At 69.5% G+C, this 20,119-nt stretch carries 20 protein-coding genes and 2 tRNA genes; 11 read left to right on the top strand and 11 right to left on the bottom strand.

The window, feature by feature from the left end:
* Positions 1–66 precede the first annotated feature (66 nt).
* Positions 67–477: a winged helix-turn-helix transcriptional regulator gene (locus M4J07_RS19165; protein WP_374215058.1), complete on the bottom strand. Its 411-nt coding sequence runs from the start codon at positions 475–477 to the stop codon at positions 67–69.
* A 126-nt stretch (positions 478–603) separates the two neighbouring features.
* Between M4J07_RS19165 and M4J07_RS19160 the strand changes: the two genes are divergently transcribed.
* Positions 604–1,257: an FMN-dependent NADH-azoreductase gene (locus M4J07_RS19160; protein ID WP_255973491.1), complete on the top strand. Its 654-nt coding sequence runs from the start codon at positions 604–606 to the stop codon at positions 1,255–1,257.
* 163 nt (positions 1,258–1,420) lie between these two features.
* Here the strand turns inward: M4J07_RS19160 and M4J07_RS19155 are convergent.
* Positions 1,421–1,504 (bottom strand) — tRNA-Leu (locus M4J07_RS19155).
* Between the two features lie 431 nt (positions 1,505–1,935).
* Between M4J07_RS19155 and M4J07_RS19150 the strand changes: the two genes are divergently transcribed.
* The 6 genes from M4J07_RS19150 (at position 1,936) to pknB (ending at position 10,073) form a co-directional block, all read left to right on the top strand.
* Entirely contained in the window at positions 1,936–2,772 is an 837-nt protein-coding gene (locus M4J07_RS19150; protein WP_255973489.1) for an FhaA domain-containing protein, read from the top strand.
* A 10-nt stretch (positions 2,773–2,782) separates the two neighbouring features.
* Positions 2,783–3,301, top strand: coding sequence for an FHA domain-containing protein FhaB/FipA (locus M4J07_RS19145; protein WP_255973487.1), 519 nt, complete (start codon positions 2,783–2,785; stop codon positions 3,299–3,301).
* Positions 3,302–3,432: 131 nt separating this feature from the next.
* Positions 3,433–4,974 carry a Stp1/IreP family PP2C-type Ser/Thr phosphatase gene (locus tag M4J07_RS19140; RefSeq protein ID WP_255973485.1) on the top strand — a complete coding sequence of 514 codons (1,542 nt, stop codon included), beginning with the start codon at positions 3,433–3,435 and terminating at the stop codon, positions 4,972–4,974.
* Between the two features lie 24 nt (positions 4,975–4,998).
* A complete protein-coding gene (locus tag M4J07_RS19135; RefSeq protein WP_255973483.1) occupies positions 4,999–6,426 on the top strand; it encodes an FtsW/RodA/SpoVE family cell cycle protein in 1,428 nt (475 codons plus the stop codon).
* Positions 6,423–7,880, top strand: coding sequence for a peptidoglycan D,D-transpeptidase FtsI family protein (locus M4J07_RS19130; RefSeq protein WP_255973481.1), 1,458 nt, complete (start codon positions 6,423–6,425; stop codon positions 7,878–7,880). The genes M4J07_RS19135 and M4J07_RS19130 overlap by 4 nt, the downstream gene beginning before the upstream one ends.
* 204 nt (positions 7,881–8,084) lie before the next feature.
* Positions 8,085–10,073 (top strand): Stk1 family PASTA domain-containing Ser/Thr kinase, encoded by a 1,989-nt coding sequence (gene pknB / locus M4J07_RS19125; RefSeq protein ID WP_255973479.1) that lies wholly within the window; start codon positions 8,085–8,087, stop codon positions 10,071–10,073.
* 80 nt (positions 10,074–10,153) lie between these two features.
* Here the strand turns inward: pknB and M4J07_RS19120 are convergent, their stop codons facing one another.
* Genes M4J07_RS19120 through M4J07_RS19095 form a run of 6 tightly spaced genes read right to left on the bottom strand, consistent with a single transcriptional unit; the run spans position 10,154 to position 14,579 of the window.
* Positions 10,154–10,888: a class E sortase gene (locus M4J07_RS19120; protein WP_255973477.1), complete on the bottom strand. Its 735-nt coding sequence runs from the start codon at positions 10,886–10,888 to the stop codon at positions 10,154–10,156.
* 48 nt (positions 10,889–10,936) lie between these two features.
* Positions 10,937–12,232, bottom strand: a complete 1,296-nt coding sequence (locus M4J07_RS19115) for a class E sortase (RefSeq protein WP_255973475.1) — start codon at positions 12,230–12,232, stop codon at positions 10,937–10,939.
* Positions 12,229–12,867, bottom strand: a complete 639-nt coding sequence (locus M4J07_RS19110) for an aminodeoxychorismate/anthranilate synthase component II (RefSeq protein ID WP_255973473.1) — start codon at positions 12,865–12,867, stop codon at positions 12,229–12,231. Before M4J07_RS19110 ends, M4J07_RS19115 begins: the two co-directional genes overlap by 4 nt.
* The gene (locus tag M4J07_RS19105; protein WP_255973540.1) at positions 12,864–13,043 is read right to left on the bottom strand and encodes a hypothetical protein; all 180 of its coding nucleotides are present in this window, start codon (positions 13,041–13,043) and stop codon (positions 12,864–12,866) included. Before M4J07_RS19105 ends, M4J07_RS19110 begins: the two co-directional genes overlap by 4 nt.
* Before the next feature lie 22 nt (positions 13,044–13,065).
* On the bottom strand, positions 13,066–13,773 hold the full coding sequence (locus M4J07_RS19100; protein ID WP_255973531.1) for a class E sortase: 708 nt from the start codon (positions 13,771–13,773) through the stop codon (positions 13,066–13,068).
* Between the two features lie 26 nt (positions 13,774–13,799).
* Positions 13,800–14,579, bottom strand: a complete 780-nt coding sequence (locus M4J07_RS19095) for a DUF881 domain-containing protein (protein ID WP_255973471.1) — start codon at positions 14,577–14,579, stop codon at positions 13,800–13,802.
* A gap of 153 nt (positions 14,580–14,732) precedes the next feature.
* On the opposite strand from M4J07_RS19095, the gene crgA reads away from it, so the two are divergent.
* Positions 14,733–14,990 carry a cell division protein CrgA gene (crgA, locus tag M4J07_RS19090; RefSeq protein WP_255973469.1) on the top strand — a complete coding sequence of 86 codons (258 nt, stop codon included), beginning with the start codon at positions 14,733–14,735 and terminating at the stop codon, positions 14,988–14,990.
* Between the two features lie 301 nt (positions 14,991–15,291).
* On the opposite strand, the gene M4J07_RS19085 is transcribed toward crgA, so the two are convergent.
* Positions 15,292–16,185, bottom strand: a complete 894-nt coding sequence (locus tag M4J07_RS19085) for a rhomboid family intramembrane serine protease (protein WP_255973467.1) — start codon at positions 16,183–16,185, stop codon at positions 15,292–15,294.
* Between the two features lie 115 nt (positions 16,186–16,300).
* A complete protein-coding gene (locus M4J07_RS19080) occupies positions 16,301–16,828 on the bottom strand; it encodes a peptidylprolyl isomerase (protein WP_255973465.1) in 528 nt (175 codons plus the stop codon).
* A gap of 327 nt (positions 16,829–17,155) precedes the next feature.
* Between M4J07_RS19080 and M4J07_RS19075 the strand changes: the two genes are divergently transcribed.
* Positions 17,156–17,860, top strand: coding sequence for a DUF5324 family protein (locus tag M4J07_RS19075; RefSeq protein WP_255973529.1), 705 nt, complete (start codon positions 17,156–17,158; stop codon positions 17,858–17,860).
* A gap of 96 nt (positions 17,861–17,956) precedes the next feature.
* Here M4J07_RS19075 and M4J07_RS19070 read toward each other — a convergent pair.
* Positions 17,957–18,029: transfer RNA gene (locus M4J07_RS19070), tRNA-Ala, on the bottom strand.
* A 183-nt stretch (positions 18,030–18,212) separates the two neighbouring features.
* On the opposite strand from M4J07_RS19070, the gene M4J07_RS19065 reads away from it, so the two are divergent.
* Together M4J07_RS19065 and M4J07_RS19060 are read left to right on the top strand one after the other, a co-directional pair.
* Entirely contained in the window at positions 18,213–18,761 is a 549-nt protein-coding gene (locus M4J07_RS19065; RefSeq protein ID WP_255973463.1) for a helix-turn-helix domain-containing protein, read from the top strand.
* A gap of 135 nt (positions 18,762–18,896) precedes the next feature.
* On the top strand, positions 18,897–20,119 hold a 1,223-nt coding region (locus M4J07_RS19060), incomplete at its 3' end, for a serine/threonine-protein kinase (RefSeq protein ID WP_255973461.1).

The raw sequence follows: 20,119 nt of genomic DNA, 5'->3' as shown, positions 1-20,119 counted from the left end.
CACGCCCACCGCTGTGACCGGTCCCGACCGTACCGCCTCAGGTGATGTCGATCACGTGCGGGAGCGTCACTTCCGGAACTCCTCCGGGCACGTCCCGCCCTCGGCGCCGAGGTACTTCTCCGCCCAGTTCCCCAGCTCCTGCAGCGAGGGTCCGAGCGCGGCGCCCGCCGCCGTGAGCCGGTAGGAGACGCGCAGCGGCGGCCCCTCGTCGACCTGGCGCACGACGAGCCCGGCCGCGCCCAGCTCCGTGAGCCGGTCGGACAGCATGCGCTCGCTGATCCCGGGGATGGCCCGGCGCAGGTCCGCGAAGTGCACGGGGCCCTGCATCAGCGCGGCCACGACGAGCCCCGACCACCGCTTCCCCAGCAGCCCGAAGACGCGCGTCATCCCGATGTCGACCGTCGAACACGCCTGAGGACCGTGGGCCACGGCAGCGCCCGTGCCCGTCCCGTTCCTGTCTTCCGCGTTGCCCGCCATGGGTCCAGAGTACTGCGCTCCCGTACGGGGATGAAAAAAAGTAAGCCCCTGTGTTATTACTAGCTACATACGAAATGGCTAGACCGGCGCCCAGGGTGCGCCCCTAGCGTTCTCAAGGGAGAAACCATGGCCACGCTGCTGCACATCGACTCGTCCGTCTTCGCCGGTCCCGCCTCCGCCTCGCGCCCCGTCACGGACGCCTTCCGCCAGGCCTGGCTGGAGCAGCACCCCGAAGGCACGGTCGTCTACCGGGATCTCGCGGCGGACCCGGTGCCGCACATCACCGCCGACGTCCACCTCGCGGGCTTCGCCGACCCGGCCACGCACACCCCGGAGCAGGCCGCCGCCTTCGCCGAGCGCGTGCGGCTGATCGAGGAGGTGGAGAACGCGGACGCGATCCTCATCGGCGCCCCCATGTACAACTTCTCGGTGCCCTCCACCCTCAAGGCGTGGCTGGACAACGTGATCCTGATGGGCCGCACCGCGGGCGTGGAGACCCCGTCCGCCAAGGGCACCCCGGTCACCGTCGTCGCCAGCCGCGGCGGCTCGTACGCCCCGGGCACCCCGCGCGAGGGCATGGAGTACGTGCAGAACTTCCTCACCGCGATCCTGCGCGACTCCCTCGGCCTCGAACTCGACTTCATCGTCCCGGAGCTGACCATGGCCCCCGTCAACCCGGCGATGGCCGAACTCGTCCCGCTCTACGAGGCCTCCCGTGAGAAGGCTCTCCAGGACGCCCGCGTGAAGGGCAAGGAGATCGCCGCCCGCACCGCCGCGTGACGGCGGCGGCGTGAAGGTGACATAACCCACAGGGAACGCACCGCGCACGCACAAGGGCGCCACAGGCCATCGGCCTGCGGCGCCCTTCGCCGTGCACGCCCCACGGGCTTCCCGGGGAACGCAAAAGCCCCGCAGATCCGAAGATCTGCGGGGCTTTTCGCTGTGCGCGAGGGGGGAGTTGAACCCCCACGCCCTTGCGGGCACTGGAACCTGAATCCAGCGCGTCTGCCTATTCCGCCACCCGCGCATTGGGTGTGTCTTCCGGCCCCTCGCCCTTTCGGGGTGAGCGCCTTCCGACATCCAGAAGATTAGCACGCTGCGGAGGGTGGATTCACATCCGTTTCCGGGGCCCCCGGCCGGGCACCTGACCCGACGTACCTCGGCACACCCCCGCACGAACGGCACCGCCGCGTCGCGCCCCGGCCACGGTCCTGTCCCGGTCCTGCCGGAGGCCGTCCCGTCCACAGCCGCGTACGGGACACTGTCCTGAGGCCACCTCTACGATCCCTCACAAGAGGGGCCGCGAGAGGGGCTGTGAGCGTCGACACTCATCGAGCGGGCGGACAGGGGGAACCAGCCGATTTCCCGACGCGTGGATACGATCAGTAAGCAGTACGAGGAAGAACCAGAGCAGGCGAACCACGGCGAGCAGGACGGCCACGAAGGAGGAGGTGCCCCATGGGAGTCATGAAGAAGTTCGAGCAGCGTCTCGAGGGTCTGGTCAACGGCACCTTCGCCAAGGTCTTCAAGTCCGAGGTCCAGCCCGTCGAGATCGCGGGCGCGCTGCAGCGCGAGTGCGACAACAACGCGACGATCTGGAACCGCGAGCGGACGGTCGTCCCCAATGACTTCATCGTGGAGCTCAGCGCGCCCGACTACGAGCGCCTGAGCCCCTACTCGGGACAGCTCGGCGACGAACTGTCGGGCATGGTGCGCGACTACGCGAAGCAGCAGCGCTACAGCTTCATGGGCCCCATCAAGGTGCACCTGGAGAAGGCGGAGGACCTGGACACGGGTCTGTACCGCGTGCGCAGCCGCACCCTCGCCTCGTCCACCAGCCAGGAGCGCCCCGAGCGCCCCACGGCGGCCCGTCCCAACCAGGCGCCCGGCGGCTACGGCTACCCGCAGCCCACCGCGGCCCCGCCGATGCCCGCGGGCCCGCCTCCCGGCCGGCCTCCGCAGGCCCCGGCAGCGGCGGCCCAGCGCCCCGGCGCGAGCCCGATGCCGGGCGCCCGCGTGCGGCACTGGATCGAGATCAACGGGACCCGGCACCAGATCTCCCGCCCCACCCTCGTGCTCGGCCGGTCCACCGAGGCCGACGTGCGGATCGACGACCCCGGCGTCTCTCGCCGGCACTGCGAGATCCGCACCGGCACGCCCTCGACGATCCAGGACCTCGGGTCCACCAACGGGATCGTGGTGGACGGGCAGCACACCACCCGCGCTACGCTCCGCGACGGCTCGCGGATCGTCGTGGGCTCCACCACCATCGTTTACCGGCAAGCCGAAGGGTGAAGCGGGGGCAATGTCAGAGCTGACCCTGACGGTCATGCGGCTGGGTTTCCTGGCCGTTCTGTGGCTGTTCGTGATCGTGGCCGTCCAGGTCATCCGCAGCGACCTGTTCGGAACGCGCGTCACACAGCGCGGCGCACGGCGTGAGGGCGGGCGGCCGCAGCAGCAGGCCGCACGCCAGTCCGCGCCTCCGCAGCAGCGCCAGCAGCAGTCGGGCGGCGGCCGCCAGCGCCGTGGCGCCCCCAGCAAGCTGGTCGTCTCCGAGGGCACCCTCACGGGGACGACGGTGGCGCTGCAGGGGCAGACCATCTCGCTCGGCCGTGCCCACGACAGCACGATCGTGCTGGACGACGACTACGCGTCCAGCAGGCACGCCAGGATCTATCCGGACCGGGACGGCCAGTGGATCGTCGAGGATCTCGGGTCCACCAACGGCACGTATCTCGACCGGACCCGCCTCACGACTCCCACGCCGATCCCGCTGGGGGCACCGATCCGCATCGGCAAGACCGTCATCGAGCTGCGGAAGTAGTGCTACATCATGAATGAGCGCGAGCGGAGCGAGCGAGCCGACGCGGCGGTCCGGACGACGGACACCGGCGCGCTCCCGACCGGAGGGTGGGCACCGTGCGGATGTACCCGGAGCCGACGGGCGAGGTGCGCATGAGTCTGTCACTGCGCTTCGCCGCCGGATCGCACAAAGGCATGATCCGCGAGGGCAACGAGGACTCCGGCTACGCCGGTCCGCGGCTGCTCGCGATCGCCGACGGCATGGGCGGCCAGGCCGCCGGTGAGGTCGCCTCGTCCGAGGTGATCTCGACCATCGTCGCGCTCGACGACGACGTACCGGGATCCGACATCCTGACGTCGCTCGGCACCGCCGTTCAGCGGGCCAACGACCAGCTGCGCATGATGGTCGAGGAGGACCCCCAGCTCGAGGGCATGGGGACCACGCTCACCGCCCTCCTGTGGACGGGGCAGCGACTCGGTCTCGTACACGTGGGGGACTCGCGCGCCTATCTGCTGCGGGACGGCGTCCTCACGCAGATCACGCAGGACCACACGTGGGTGCAGCGCCTCGTCGACGAGGGCCGCATCACCGAGGAAGAGGCCACCACGCACCCGCAGCGCTCGCTGCTGATGCGCGCGCTGGGCAGCGGCGACCACGTCGAGCCCGACCTCTCCATCCGTGAGGTGCGGGCCGGCGACCGGTACCTGATCTGCTCGGACGGCCTGTCCGGCGTCGTCTCCCACCAGACGATGGAGGAGACGCTCGCCAGCTACCAGGGCCCGCAGGAGACGGTCCAGGACCTGATCCAGCTGGCGCTGCGCGGCGGCGGCCCCGACAACATCACCGTGATCGTCGCGGACGTCCTCGACATCGACAGCGGCGACACCCTCGCCGGCCAGATCTCGGACGCCCCGGTCATCGTCGGCGCGGTCGCCGAGAACCAGCACCAGCTGCACGACAACGGCGGCATGGACACCCCCGCGGGCCGTGCCGCCGGGCTCGGCAGGCCGGTCCCCGGCCAGGGCGGTGGCGGCGAGTTCGGCCCGCCCGGCAGCGGCGACACCACCGGCTACGCACCCGAGGGGGGCTTCGGCGCGTACGCGGACGACGACTTCGTGAAGCCGCGCCGCGGCCGCAAGTGGCTCAAGAGATCCGTGTACACCGTGCTCGCGCTCGCCGTCATCGGCGGTGGCCTGTACGGCGGTTACCGCTGGACGCAGACCCAGTACTTCGTCGGCTCGAACGACGAGCACGTCGCGCTCTACCGCGGCATCAACCAGGATCTCGCCTGGGTGAGCCTGTCCGAGGTGGAGAAGGACCACCCGGAGATCGAGCTCAAGTACCTGCCTCCGTACCAGCAGAAGCAGGTCGAGGCCACGATCGCCGAGGGCGACCTCGCGGCCGCCCAGGACAAGATCGACGAGCTGTCCGCGCAGGCCAACGCGTGCAAGAAGCAGGCCGAGCGGCAGCAGGCCGAGAGCGAGAAGAACGCGAAGACCGGCGAGGGCGAAGCCGGCGGCACGACGACCGGGGGCACCGCCTCCAAGGCGTCGTTCCGTTCGGAGACCCCCACGCCGAACCCGTCGAACTCGCCGTCCGGCAAGGCCAAGTCACCGTCATCTCCCACGCCCACCCCTGGCCCCACTCTCTCCGAGGAAGAGCAGCAGCTGGCCAAGGCGTGCGCACAGCAGTAGAGCCGTTGGGGGCCTCAGCACGCCATGAGTAGTAGTTCCACGACCCATACGTCGACCATCGGCGCCATCGGCGCGCCCAGCCGGCGCAACACCGAGCTCATGCTGCTGGTGTTCGCCGTGGTCATCCCCGTCTTCGCGTACGCCAACGTGGGCCTGGCCCTCGACGGCTCGCTGCCGGCCGGCCTGCTCGGCTACGGCCTGGGCCTCGGCCTGCTCGCCGGCGTCGCCCACCTCGTGGTGCGCAAGTTCGCGGCGTACGCGGACCCGCTGCTGCTGCCGCTGGCCACGCTCCTCAACGGTCTGGGCCTGGTCGTCATCTGGCGGCTCGACCAGTCCGAGCTGCTGCAGTCGATCGGCCAGGCGGGCAGCGCCGCGCCCAAGCAGCTCATGTACACGGCGATCGGCATCGCGCTCTTCATCGCCGTGCTGTTCTTCCTGAAGGACCACCGCGTCCTGCAGCGCTACACGTACATCTCGATGCTCGGCGCGATCGTCCTGCTGCTGCTGCCGCTGGTGCCGGGCCTGGGCGTGAACCTCTACGGCGCCAAGATCTGGATCCACGTCGGCTCGTTCTCCATCCAGCCCGGTGAGTTCGCGAAGATCGTGCTCGCGGTCTTCTTCGCCGGTTACCTGATGGTGAAGCGGGACGCCCTGGCGCTCGCCTCGCGCCGCTTCATGGGCCTGTACCTGCCGCGCGGCCGCGACCTCGGTCCGATCCTCGTGGTCTGGGGGATCTCGATCCTCATCCTGGTCTTCGAGACCGACCTCGGTACGTCGCTGCTGTTCTTCGGAATGTTCGTCATCATGCTGTACGTCGCCACCGAGCGGACCAGCTGGATCGTCTTCGGTCTGCTGATGTCCGCGGTCGGCGCCGTGGGTGTGGCCAGCTTCGAGCCGCACATCCAGCAGCGCGTCGACGCCTGGCTCGACCCGATGAAGGAGTACACGCTCAGCCGGGCCGGTGTGGGCGGCCACTCCGAGCAGGCCATGCAGGCCCTGTGGGCCTTCGGCTCCGGCGGCACCCTCGGCACCGGCTGGGGCCAGGGCCACTCCGAGCTGATCCGGTTCGCCGCCAACTCCGACTTCATCCTCGCCACCTTCGGCGAGGAGCTGGGGCTGGCCGGTCTGATGGCGCTCCTGCTGATCTACGCGCTGATCGTGGAGCGGGGCGTGCGCACCGCGCTCGCGGCCCGCGACCCGTTCGGCAAGCTGCTCGCCGTCGGTCTGTCCGGTGCCTTCGCCCTCCAGGTGTTCGTCGTCGCGGGCGGTGTCATGGGCCTCATCCCGCTCACCGGTATGACGATGCCGTTCCTCGCGTACGGCGGTTCGTCCGTCATCGCCAACTGGGCGCTGATCGGCATCCTGATCCGCATCAGCGACACCGCCCGCCGCCCGGCACCCAGCCCCACGCCGAGCCCCGACGCCGAGATGACCCAGGTGGTCCGACCGTGAACAAGCCCCTGCGCCGGATCGCGATCTTCTGCGGACTCCTGATCCTGACCCTGCTGATCCGCGACAACTGGCTCCAGTACGTCAAGGCCGACCAGCTCGCCTCGGACGACGACAACCGCCGCGTGATCATCGCCCGGTACTCGACGCCGCGCGGCGACATCGTCGTCGACGGCAAGTCCATCACCGGTTCCAAGGCGACCTCCGGCACCGACCTGAAGTACAAGCGGACCTGGAAGGACGGACCCATGTGGTCGCCCGTCACCGGCTACGCCTCGCAGGTCGTCGGCGCCAGCCAGATCGAGAACCTCGAGGACGGCATCCTCACCGGCAACGACGACCGGCTCTTCTTCCGGAACACCCTCGACATGGTGACCGGCAAGAAGAAGGAGGGCGGCAACGTCGTCACCACCCTCAACGCCGCCGCGCAGAAGGCCGCCTACGACGGCCTGAAGAACCGCGGCAAGGGAGCCGTCGCCGCCATCGAGCCGTCCACCGGCAAGATCCTGGCGCTCGCGTCGACACCGTCGTACGACCCGTCGTCCTTCGCCGGGAACTCGACCGCGGACGGCGAGACGTTCGCGAAGCTCGACAAGGACAAGGACAAGCCGCTCCTGAACCGGGCGCTGCGCGAGACGTACCCGCCGGGTTCGACGTTCAAGCTGGTGACGGCCGCGGCCGCGCTGGAGAGCGGCGACTACGCCCCGGACAAGAAGACGCAGACGCCGCTGCCGTGGACCATGCCGGGCACCACGACCCCGCTGAAGAACGAGGGCAACATCCCGTGTGAGGACGCGACGCTGCGGGTCGCCCTGAAGGTCTCCTGCAACACCGTCTTCGGCAAGATCGGCTCCGACCTCGGCAACGACAAGATGGTCGAGGAGGCCGAGAAGTTCGGCTTCAACAAGGAGCAGTTCGTCCCGGTCCGCTCGAACGCGTCGAACTTCGACGACAACATGAACCCGTCGCAGACGGCCCTGTCGTCCATCGGCCAGTACAACACCGCGGCCACCCCGCTGCAGATGGCCATGGTCGCCTCCGCGATCGCCAACGACGGCACGCTCATGGAGCCGTACATGGTCGACGAGCTCAAGGCCTCCAACCTCGACACCATCGAGAAGACGGAGCCGAAGGAGCTGAGCAAGCCGCTCTCCGAGGAGAACGCGCAGAACCTCCAGTCGATGATGGAGACGGTGGTCAACGAGGGCACCGGCCAGAACGCGCGGATCCCGGGCGCCACGGTCGGCGGCAAGACCGGTACCGCCCAGCACGGCGTCGACAACAGTGAGAAGCCGTACGCCTGGTTCGTCAGCTACGCGAAGACGTCGTCGGGCTTCCCGGTCGCCGTGGCCGTGGTCGTCGAGGACAGCGAGGCCAGCCGCCAGGACATCTCCGGTGGCGGTCTGGCCGCCCCGATCGCGAAGAGCGTGATGGAAGCGGTCATCAACAGCAAGTAGTGACGGAAGTGACCGGGGTTCACAGAGGCTTGTGACCCCGGTCACCCGTTCTTCACATAGACGCACGTGGCGATACCGGTCCTGTCACGGGTCACGGTGGTGGCCAGGTCACGCCGGGCAAGCCGGGTACGGTATGCCCGGACAGCACACCGCCCGACCCCGCACGGGACGGTCGGGACCGACGGAGAGGGCTGGTAGGTAACCATGGAAGAGCCGCGTCGCCTCGGCGGCCGGTACGAGCTGGGCCAGGTGCTCGGCCGTGGTGGCATGGCGGAGGTCTACCTCGCGCATGACACCCGGCTCGGCCGCACCGTGGCGGTGAAGACGCTGCGGGTGGACCTCGCGCGCGACCCGTCGTTCCAGGCCCGGTTCCGCCGGGAGGCCCAGTCGGCCGCCTCGCTCAACCATCCCGCGATCGTGGCGGTCTACGACACGGGCGAGGACTACGTCGACGGGGTCTCCATCCCGTACATCGTGATGGAGTACGTCGACGGCTCCACGCTCCGTGAGCTGCTGCACTCCGGCCGCAAGCTCCTGCCGGAGCGCGCCATGGAGATGACGGTCGGCATCCTCCAGGCCCTGGAGTACTCGCACCGGGCGGGCATCGTCCACCGCGACATCAAGCCGGCCAACGTCATGCTGACCCGCACCGGCCAGGTGAAGGTCATGGACTTCGGCATCGCCCGCGCGATGGGCGACTCCGGCATGACGATGACGCAGACCGCGGCGGTCATCGGCACGGCCCAGTACCTCTCGCCGGAGCAGGCCAAGGGCGAGCAGGTCGACGCCCGCTCCGACCTGTACTCGACCGGCTGCCTCCTGTACGAACTGCTGACGGTCCGTCCGCCGTTCGTCGGGGACTCCCCGGTCGCGGTGGCGTACCAGCACGTGCGGGAAGAGGCGCAGCCGCCGTCGGTGTTCGACCCCGAGATCACGCCCGAGATGGACGCCATCGTCCTCAAGGCGCTGACGAAGGACCCCGACTACCGCTACCAGTCGGCCGACGAGATGCGCGCCGACATCGAGGCGTGCCTGGACGGCCAGCCCGTCGCGGCCACGGCCGCCATGGGCGCGGTCGGCTACGGCGGCCACCCGGATGACCAGCAGACGGCGATGCTGCGCCCGCAGAACGGCGGCGCCCAGACGTCGATGCTGCCCCCGGTCAATCCGGACGACGGGGGCTACGGCTACGACGACCGCCCCGACCGGCGCCGCCAGAGCAAGAACCGCACGTCGACGATCCTGCTGGTGCTCGCGGGCGTCCTGGTACTCGTGGGCGCGATCCTGATCGGCAAGTGGGCGTTCAGCGGCAGCGGCGCGGGCGACGACAAGGTCGACGTGCCGAACCTGGTGGGCGAGACGTTCGCCGCGGCCGAGAAGAAGGCCGGGAACGTCGACCTGAAGGTCGTCAAGGGCACCCCCATGGCCTGTGAGGACCAGCCGGCCAAGACCGTCTGCACACAGGACCCGAAGAGCGGTCAGCTCGGCAAGAACGAGACGATCACGGTCCGGATGTCGACGGGTGCGCCGAAGGTGGCCGTGCCCAGCGTGATCGGCGACAACATCGACGACGCGCGGGCCAAGCTCGAGGGCGGCAAGTACCAGTTCACGGTCGAGACCAAGTCCAAGGAGTCCACCGAGGACCCGGGGACGGTCCTCGACCAGGACCCCGAGCTCGGTACCGAGGTCCAGAAGGGCAGCACCATCACCCTGACCGTGGCCAAGAAGAAGGAAACGGTCACCGTCCCGAACGTCTCCGGCGGCAACCTCACCTGTGAGGAGGCCACGGCCCAGCTCAAGGACAGCGACCTCCAGGCCAGCTGCACCGAGGAGGAGTCCACCGCGGCCGAGCCCGGCAAGGTCTTCAGCCAGAGCCTCGCCGCGAGCAGCCAGGCGGAGCCCGGCTCCACGGTCCAGCTGAAGGTCGCCAAGGCGGCCGCGCAGACCGCGGTACCGGGTGTGCAGGGCCAGAAGGTGAAGGACGCCAAGAAGATCCTTCAGGACGCGGGCTTCACCAACATCCAGTTCGCGGCCGGCAGCGACCAGAGCGACGACGCCCGCGTCGTCACCCAGGACCCGGCGGCCAACACCCCGTCCGACCCGGCGAGCACCACGGTCACGCTGACCACGGTGGGCGGCGGAGGGAACGGCAACGGCGACAACGGCGGCCTCTTCGGCGGCCTGCGCGGCTGAGCCGAAGCGGTGACGACCGGAGCCCCGGCCCCCTGGAGAGGGGGCCGGGGCTCCGGTCTTTCGTCGTACGGCAAAGGCCGCTAGCGCAGTTCCTTCGGCAGGGTCCGCTCGCTGTCGACCTTCTCGACGCGCTCCAGCTCGCCCCAGACCACGTACCGGTAGCGCGAGGTGTAGACCGGGGTGCAGGTCGTCAGCGTGATGTACTTCCCGGCCTTCTTCACTCCGGACTCCTTGGGCACCTGGCCGATGACGTCCACGTTGTACTTCGAGGTCTCCGGAAGGATGCTGAAGACCTTGTAGACGTACCAGTTGTCCTTCGTCTCGAAGACGATCGGATCACCCTTGCTGATCTTGTCGATGTTGTGGAACTTGGCGCCGTGCCCGTCCCGGTGCGCGGCCAGCGAGAAGTTGCCGTCCTTGCCGCTGGTCGGCAGCGTCGCCTTCACGGGGTCCGTGTAGTAGCCGGCCACACCGTCGTTGAGCACCTTCGACGTGGTGCCCTTCTCGACCAGGACCTCGCCCTTGTTCATCGCCGGTACGTGCAGGAACCCGATGCCGTCCTTGGTGTCCAGGGCGCCGGGGCCGGCGTTGTCGGCCCAGTGGTCGCGCACCTTGTCGCCCTGCTTGTCCGCCGCGCGATCGGCCATCACGTTCGTCCACCACAGCGAGTAGACGACGAACAGGCCCAGGAGCACGCCCGCCGTGATGAGCAGTTCGCCGAAGACGCTGACCGCGGTCGCGATCCGGCCGCGCCGGGGCGGGGGCGAGGGGGCCTTCTGCTCGGCCTCTTCCTCGTGGTCGGTCGTCGCTGCCACTTCCTCTTGCCCCGTCCCTGTGCCCGTAGTGCCGCTGCCGGTGAACGCCTACTCGACGAGCGCGTCCGGCTTCCCCTTGCTGCGCGGGCGCTCCTCGACCATCTTGCCCCAGACGATCATTCGATACGTACTGGTGAATTCCGGAGTGCAGGTCGTCAGAGTGATGTAACGACCCGCCTTGGTGAATCCGGAGCCCGCCGGGATCGGATTGAGCACCGTCGTGTTGGACGGCGGCGTCTGCGGAAGGATGCTCGCCATCTTGTACACGTAGTACGTGTCCTGGGTCTCGACGACGATCGGATCGCCCGGTTCGAGGCGGTTGATGTAGCGGAACGGCTCGCCATGGGTGTTGCGGTGCCCGGCGATCGCGAAGTTCCCCTGCTTCGCGTCCGGCATCGCCGTGGGAATGCTGTCCTTGCCGTAGTGCCCGACCATGCCCTTGTCGAGCACCTTGGGCTTGCTGATGCCCTCCGCGATCGGCACGACGACGTCGAGGCGCGGGATGTAGAGGATCGCGAAGCCCTGGCCGGGCTGGAACGTGTCGGGCTTGCCCTTGCCGCTCGCCCAGTCGTCCTCGAGGTGGTGGCGGGCGTTCCCCGCGAGGCTGTGGGCCCGGATGTTCGACCACCAGAGCTGGTACGTGACGAACAGCAGCATCAGCACCCCGATGCTGATGAAGACTTCGCCGATCGCCCGGCTCGCGATCACCCCGGCGCTCGGTTTGCGGGCCTTGGCCGCGCGCCGCGCCTCGACCCGGCTCAGCGGCCGGTCGTCGTCGCTCTCGGCGGGTGCCGCGGCCGCCGCCCCCGCGTGCCGCCCGCCGCCCCGCTTCGCCGCCTTCCTGCGGGCCGCACGGCCGCCGGTGGCGACCGGCTCGGGCTCTCGCGCGGATTCGGGTGCGGACTCCTGGCCGGCTTCGGCTATTCGGCGGGTGTCGGCGGTGCGCAGGGCGACCGTCTCGTCGTCCCGCGCCAGGGGCGGCGCGGGTGTGGGCACCGGTGCCGCTGTCGGTGTCGGTGCCGGTGTCGGTGCCTGAGGCTGCGCATACGCCTCAGGCTGCGGCTGTGTGTGCGGTTGCGCCGGTGGTGGTGTCTGCGCCGTCGGCCGAGGCCCCTGCTGGGCCCCGTACCAGTCCTGCGCGTACCCCTCGGGGTCGTACCACTCGGGCTCGGGCTCCGGGCGCTCAGCCGCCGTCTGCGGCTGCTCCTGCGGTTCCGCTCCCGCCGCCCGGAACCACGGTGACGGGTGCCGGCCCGGCAGCGGGTCGTTCAGCGGGTCGTCGAGCCGCCGTACGGCCTCCTCGAACCCACCTGCCCCGTCCTGCTCCGGGCGCAGCGCGGTCACGCCGAGGCCCTGCCCACCACGGGCGCGAGCCCGGCCGATCTGGCCACCGCTCCCGCGTCCCCGCACTCCTCCAGCCAGTTCGCCAGCATCAGGTGCCCGTGTTCGGTGAGGACCGACTCCGGATGGAACTGGACGCCCTCGACGGGCAGTTCTCGATGGCGCAGGCCCATGACGATGCCGTCCTCGGTCCGCGCCGTGACCTCCAGTTCGTCCGGTACGGTGCCGGGCTCGGCGGCCAGCGAGTGGTACCGCGTCGCCGTGAACGGGTCGGGCAGGCCCGCGAAGACGCCCTTGCCGCCGTGCCGGACGAGCGAGGTCTTGCCGTGCAGCAGCTCCGGCGCCCGGCCCACCACACCGCCGTACGCGACCTGCATCGACTGCATGCCGAGGCAGACGCCGAAGACGGGCACCCCGGTCGCGGCGCAGTGCCGGACCATCTCGATGCACACGCCCGCCTGTTCGGGGGCGCCGGGACCCGGGCTGAGCAGCACGCCGTCGAAGCCGTCCTGCGCGTGCGAGGTGGTCACCTCGTCGTTGCGCAGCACCTCGCACTCGGCGCCCAGCTGGTACAGGTACTGGACGAGGTTGAACACGAAGCTGTCGTAGTTGTCGACAACGAGAATGCGCGCACTCACTGGCCGTCCACCGTCACGTCGTTGAAGGGCAGCAGCGGCTCGGCCCACGGGAAGATGTACTGGAAGAGGACGTACACGACCGCGAGGACGAGCACCAACGAGATCAGTGCCCTCACCCACGCGTTCCCCGGCAGATGCCGCCAGATCCAGCCGTACATGCCGGTCGCTCCCTCCACACCGTCTGCGTACCGCACCAGACTAACGGCGCAACGCCTCCGGTTTCCCTGCCTCCACAGGCTGAGTGGAATCAAGGTGCGCCCAGACGATCAGCCGATGGCTGTGACCCCACTCGGGTTCGCACGTCGTCAGGGTCAGATAGCGGCCCGGCTCGTCGTAGCCGGACTTGCGCGGCACGGGGTCGATGACGCCGATGTCGCTGGGCACCGTCTTGTACGGCCCGGTGTCGATGAGGTACGTGAACCAGGTGGTCCCGTCCGTGAGGACCACGGCGTCCCCCCGCCGCAGCTTCGGGAAGTCCTTGAACGGGTCGCCGTACGTGCGCCGGTGCCCGGCGACGGAGAAGTTCCCCTTCTGCCCGAGCTGCGCGGTGCCGGAGTAGTGCCCGAGCCCCTTCTTCAGGGTCCCGACCTTCGTGTCCTCCAGCACCGGCTTGTTCCACGTGAAACCGAGCCGCGGGATGTACATCACAGCGAACGGCTTGCCGTCCTGGTACGCGGCCGGCTTCGGCGGCGAGGAGTCCGTCGACGGATCCGCCGAGGCGTCCGGAGCGGGGGTCGCGGTCGCGACGGGCCGCTTCGCCCACTGGTCCTGGAGGACGTCGATCTGCCGGTCCATCGCGCTGTCGGCCTTCACCCCGGTCCAGAACAGCACATACACGACGAACAGCACGATCACGGCGCCGACGGTGATGCACAGCTCGCTGAACGTCCTGACGACGACTCGCACCGACACCCCCCGGTGTCTTCTGGCGGCTAGTTCACGGGCTTCGCGTAGTGGAGATCCACTGTGCCCGAGTAGCCGGGAAGAGTCACCGCCCCGTCGTCCTCGACTTTCCAGCCGAGCCCGTAGGCGTTGACGTAGAGCATGTAGTTCTGGATCTCCGGCGAGGCCGCGACGGCGTCCTTCAGCTTCTCCGGGTCACCGACGGCCGTGATCTTGTACGGGGGCGAGTAGACCCGGCCCTGGAGGATCAGGGTGTTGCCGACGCAGCGCACGGCCGACGTGGAGATGAGGCGCTGGTCCATGACCTTGATGCCCTCGGCGCCGCCGTGCCACAGGGCGTTCACCACGGCCTGGAGGTCCTGCTGGTGGATGACGAGGTCGTTGGGCTGGGGCTCCGGGTAGCCGGGGAGCTTGGCCGTGGCGTTCGGCGGGGCGTCGTCGAGCGTGACGGAGACGCCCTCGCCCTTCAGCTTCTTCGTCCCGGACGCCTTCTCCAGGCCGTCCAGCTTCTCGTCCTCCGCCTTGGTGGAGCCGTCGTCCCGCTCGGCGAGCGCCTCGACGTCGTCGCGCGCACCGCTGTTGGACTCCTCCAGCTCCTTGTTGTTGTGGCTGCGCTCCTGAATCAGATCGGAGAGCTTCAGAAGGGACGCATCCGTACGGATATTGGTGCCCTTGGCCGTATTGAAGCTGGTGAAGAAGATGAGCCCGGCGAGGGCGAAAACGCCCACTGTGAGCACCCGCACGGGCCGGAATCGGCCCCGGGCGGAACCTTTGTCAGGCCCGGTTCGAGGGTCGGCAGAATTGCTCAACGTACCCTTATCTCCTTCGGCGCCGCGGAAGCACTACGCTAACGGACGCCCGGGGGAGCGCTCAGATTCCCTTGAACTTCCACTTGTACGCTGCTCCGGAGCCAGCCCACGTTCCCTGCGCGGCCACGCAGCGCATCGACAGGAGAGACCCTCGTGCCGAAGTCACGTATCCGCAAGAAGGCCGATTACACGCCGCCGCCCGCCTCGAAGCAGGCCGCGAACATCAAGCTGACGAACCGCGGCTGGGTGGCCCCGGTGATGCTGGCGATGTTCCTGATCGGACTTGCCTGGATTGTCGTCTTCTACGTGACGGACGGATCCATGCCGATCGATTCCCTCGGCAACTGGAACATCGTCGTGGGATTCGGCTTCATCGCCGCCGGCTTCGGCGTCTCCACGCAGTGGAAGTGACCGCGGAAGCCCCTCGGGAAGCAACCCGGGAAGCAGCCGCGGAAGCAGCTCTGCCCCAAGCTATCCACTGAGTTATCCACAGGGCTTTCCACAGTGGGGAAAAGGTCAGACGATCTGTGGATAACCCACTGGGTGTTGACGCCGGTGTGACTGGCTCCCCCGCGCTCGACCACCTGTTCGCCCCTTGCCCTTCCTGGGAAAACCCAGGTCAGCGACAAGGGGCACAGTTGTTCCCCACGGCATGCACAAGATCCGGCACACGCTGTGGACAACGTCGGTCATCATCGGTGAAATACCGGGCTCAGGTGAGCTGCGCGGTCCGTACGACGACCGTGACGAGCACGGCGAGCAGCACCACGGCGCAGGTCCCGTACTGGATGAGGGCCCGCCGCTCACGCGGGGCGTGCACCATGGCGTACCCGACGACGAGCCCGCCGACCAGGCCGCCGATGTGGGCCTGCCAGGCGATGTTCGCCCAGCCGAACGTGAAGATCAGGTTGATCACGAGCAGCGCGATGACCGGCCGCATGTCGTAGTTGAGCCGGCGCATCAGCACGGCGGTCGCGCCGAAGAGCCCGAAGATCGCTCCGGAGGCACCGAGCGACGGCTGGTTCGGTGCGGCGAGGAGATAGCTGAGCGCGCTGCCCGCGAGTCCGGACACGAAGTACAGCGCGAGGTAGCGGGCCCGGCCGAGCGCCTCCTCCAGCGGACCGCCGATCCACCACAGGCTGAGCATGTTGAAGGCCAGGTGGATGTAGCTGCCGTGCAGGAACATCGCGGTCAGCAGCCGGTACCACTGCCCTTCCGCGACCCCTTCGAGCCCGAGCCCGGGCACCCAGGCCCGGCCCAGCATGTCGAACCGGTCGGTGAACCGGTCCCCGACCGTGAGCTGCACCAGGAACGCGGCGAGACAGATCCCGACCAGCACCTTGGTGACCAGGCGGGGGTCGGTGGCGACCGTGCCCCGGGCCATCGTCCGCGGCTGGTTCGCGGTGGGCGCGTGCCCGGTCCCCGATCCGCCCCGGACGCAGTCGGGACACTGGAACCCGACCGAGGCGCTGACCATGCACTCCGGACAGATGGGCCGCTCGCAGCGGGTGCAGCGGATTCCCGTCTGCCGGTCCGGGTGCCGGTAGCAGCCGGGCAGGCCCTGGGCGTCCTGCGGTTCCTGCGGGCTGCCGGGCGCCTGGTCCATGACGGTCGTCCCCTCGGATAGAGCGGTTCGTACGAGTACGTCGGCGCCGGGTCCCACAACCACAGCGCCCCGCCCATCCTTACGGACGAGCAGGGCGAATTGGTTCCCTCCGGGCTTACCGGGTCTCGACGGTCACCGACTCGATGACCACGTCGCTGACCGGGCGGTCCGTGCGCGGATTGGTCTGCGTGGTGGCGATGGCGTTCACGATCTTCTGGCTGGCCTCGTCGACGACCTCGCCGAAGATGGTGTGCTTGCGGGTCAGCCAGGCGGTCGGTGAGACGGTGATGAAGAACTGCGAGCCGTTCGTCCCCGGCCCGGCGTTGGCCATGGCCAGCAGGTACGGCTTGGTGAAGGCCAGGTCGGGGTGGAACTCGTCCTCGAACTGGTAGCCCGGGCCACCCGTGCCGTTTCCCAGCGGGTCGCCGCCCTGGATCATGAAGCCGCTGATCACCCGGTGGAAGACCGTGCCGTCGTAGAGCGGGGCCGTGGACTTCTCGCCGGTCTCCGGGTTGGTCCACTCGCGCTCACCCTTGGCGAGCTCCACGAAGTTCTTGACCGTCTTCGGAGCGTGGTTCGGCAGGAGCCGCACCTCGATGTCGCCCTGATTGGTCTTGAGGGTGGCGTACAGCTGCTCGGCCACGATCTGCCTTCCGTTGACTCTGGTGCCGTCCCGATCCTCGCACGGCTCCGCCGGGGCGGCCCCCGGCGGACCTGTCAGGGTTGTGCGCGGGTTTCCACCACCGACCGACCGACCGGGGCACCCGGGGTTTCAGCCACCGAAAACCGGTCTACTCGGTACCGAGCAGGCGCGCCCCGCCACGATCCGTGGCATTGTCGTCGCCAGGCCCCTTACCGCTCCTTACTGAGTCCTACCAAGCCTTACCACCGCATTGGCTCTTCTGGCAGGCATGATCCGCAAAAGGGTGGAAAGGTGAAATACCTGTACGCCACCGAGGAGGAGGATCCCGTGACCCGCATCGACAGCGTGCGCGCCGCGACCGGCTCGGCGAAGGACAGCGTGCTGCACGCCGCGGAAGTGGTGGCGCCCTACGCCGAAACGGCCAAGGACCGGGCCGCCCAGTACGCGCACGACGCCCGCGTCGTGCTCGGCCCGAAGGTCTCGCAGGCAGCCCAGCAGGCGCGTGTCCAGTACGGCGCCCACCTCGCTCCGCGTCTGGAGCAGGCACGCACCCACGTACCGCCGAAGGTCGATCACGCCGCGCACGAAGCCGCGGTCCGCACCATGAACGCTGCCCGCCAGGCCGCCGAGTACTCGAAGCCGCGGATCGAGCAGGCCGTGGCCGCGACCGGTCCCGTGCGCGAGGAGGCGGCGGCCCGCAGCGTGGCCGCCATCGCCGCCCTGCGCGGACAGGTCTCCCCGAAGGAGATCCGCAAGCTCGCCCGCAAGCACGAGCGCCGGGCACGTGCCGGTCGCCTCGCCAAGGGCCTGGCCGTCCTCGGAGTTCTGGCGGGCGGCGCATTCGTCGCCTGGAAGTGGTGGGACAAGCAGGCCAACCCGGACTGGCTCGTCGAGCCGCCGGCCGCCACCGAGGTGCCCGACTCCACGCCGCTGACCTCCGTCGACGGCAGCGGCCAGGCCATCCTCGACCCCGAGGTGCAGGCCAAGCAGGCCGAGGCCGAGGCGGACGCGGGCCCGGAGGACAGGCGCTGAGCCGAGCCCCGCGCCGAAGCCCGCACCCCGGGCGCCCACAGGAACGACGAAGCCCCTCCGACCAGGACGGAACCTGGCCGGAGGGGCTTCGGGCTGTGGAGCCTAGGGGAGTCGAACCCCTGACATCTGCCATGCAAAGACAGCGCTCTACCAACTGAGCTAAGGCCCCGAAAACAGCGCATCGCACGGGAAGATCTACGCCCCGGGCGAGCACCGCAGACCAGAGTACCGGGTCACCCCCGGTATCCCGCAAAAGGATTGGGGGTCCCGGCGGGCGACCACTCTCCGTAAGATGCCCCACGTGCTTCGCGGCAGCGAAGCACCGTACTTGGGGAAGCGATGGGGAGACGCAATGGACGCCGCACAGCAGGAAGCTACCGCAAGAGCCCGGGAGCTCCAGCGGAACTGGTACGGAGAGCCGCTGGGGGCGCTCTTCCGTCGGCTGATCGAGGATCTCGGCCTCAACCAGGCCCGCCTGGCGGGCGTCCTCGGCCTTTCCGCACCCATGCTGTCCCAGCTGATGAGCGGCCAGCGCGCCAAGATCGGCAACCCGGCCGTGGTGCAGCGCGTGCAGCTGCTGCAGGACCTGGCGGGCCAGGTGGCAGACGGCAGTGTCAGCGCGGCCGAGGCCACCGAGCGCATGGACGAGATCAAGAAGTCGCAGGGCGGGTCGATGCTCACCAACACCGGCCAGACGTCGACCAGTTCGGGCGCGCCGACCGTGAAGCGCGTCGTCCGTGAGATCCAGTCGCTGCTGCGCTCCGTCTCTGCGGCCGGCGACATCATCGACGCCGCGGACTCCCTCGCCCCCACCCACCCGGAACTGGCAGAGTTCCTCCGGGTGTACGGCGCCGGGCGCACCTCCGACGCCGTCGCCCACTACCAGGCACACCAGAGCTGACCCCGAGGGGACGCGGCACCGGGTGCTGCTCCGCGGCCGCCCTCGCCGGCGGCCGCGGGGTGGACCGGGGGACCCTGCGCGACGTCCGAGGGGGCCTTCCGCATCGCGGGCCCGGGAGGGGAGCGACGCACAACCATGGGTGAGGTCTTCGCCGGCCGGTACGAACTGGCCGATCCGATCGGCCGTGGGGGAGTGGGCGCGGTCTGGCGCGCCTGGGACCACCGGCGCCACCGCTATGTGGCGGCCAAGGTCCTCCAGCAGAGCGACGCCCACACGCTGCTGCGCTTCGTGCGCGAGCAGGCGCTGCGCATCGATCATCCGCACGTGCTGGCCCCGGCCAGCTGGGCCGCGGACGACGACAAGGTCCTGTTCACCATGGAGCTGGTCGCGGGCGGCTCGCTGGCCCATCTCATCGGCGACTACGGCCCGCTGCCGCCGCAGTTCGTCTGTGTCCTGCTCGACCAGCTCCTGTCGGGCCTCACCGCCGTGCACGCGGAGGGCGTCGTGCACCGCGACATCAAGCCCGCCAACATCCTGCTCGAGGCCACCGGCACCGGCCTGCCGCACCTGCGCCTCTCGGACTTCGGCATCGCCATGCGCAAGGGCGAGCCGCGTCTCACGGAGACCAACTACGTCGTGGGGACGCCTGGTTACTTCGCGCCCGAGCAGGCCCTGGGCGCGGAGCCCGACTTCCCCGCCGACCTCTTCGCCGCGGGACTCGTCGCGCTCTACCTCCTCGAAGGCGCCAAGCCCGATTCCAAGGCGCTGATCGAGCACTTCGCGGACCACGGCACTCCCGGCGCACCGCAAGGCGTCCCGGGCCCGCTGTGGGGTGTCCTCGCCGGGCTGCTGCAGCCCGATCCGGATGCCCGCTTCCGCACCGCCACCGGCGCCCGCAAGGCCCTCCTCGCGGCCACGGAGCTGCTGCCCGAGCCCGGCCCCGACGACGAGCTGATCGAGGTCTTCGATCAACTCGGTCCGCTCCCCCCTGGGTTCGGTCCGAACGGCCCCGCCACCCGCGGCCGTCGAGCCCGCCCCGTGCACACCACGGCGACGCGTCCGACCCCCGCGGGCGAGCACCCCACGCCCTACGCCACGCCGCAGCCCGAGCCCACGCCGCCGCCGCCGGCCCGGGAACCGCTCCAGGACCAGGTTCAGGAACAGCTCCCGAAGCCGGCCCGGGAGCCGGCTCAGGACCCAGCCCAGGAACCGGCCCAGGAACCGGCCCAGGAACCGGCCCGACAAGAACCCGTGCAGGAGTCGATGCAGGAGCCGGGCACGCCCGCTCCGCTCCCCTCTATGTCGGAGACGGGAAGCTTCCACCTCCCCCCGCCGCTGACGCCCGACGACCAGCTCCC

Origin of the sequence: Streptomyces longispororuber (assembly GCF_024448165.1) — a bacterium.
GTDB lineage: Bacteria > Actinomycetota > Actinomycetes > Streptomycetales > Streptomycetaceae > Streptomyces > Streptomyces longispororuber_A.
The sequence above is the reverse complement of the archived record's forward strand: the minus strand, read 5'-3'. Positions and strand labels throughout refer to the sequence as shown.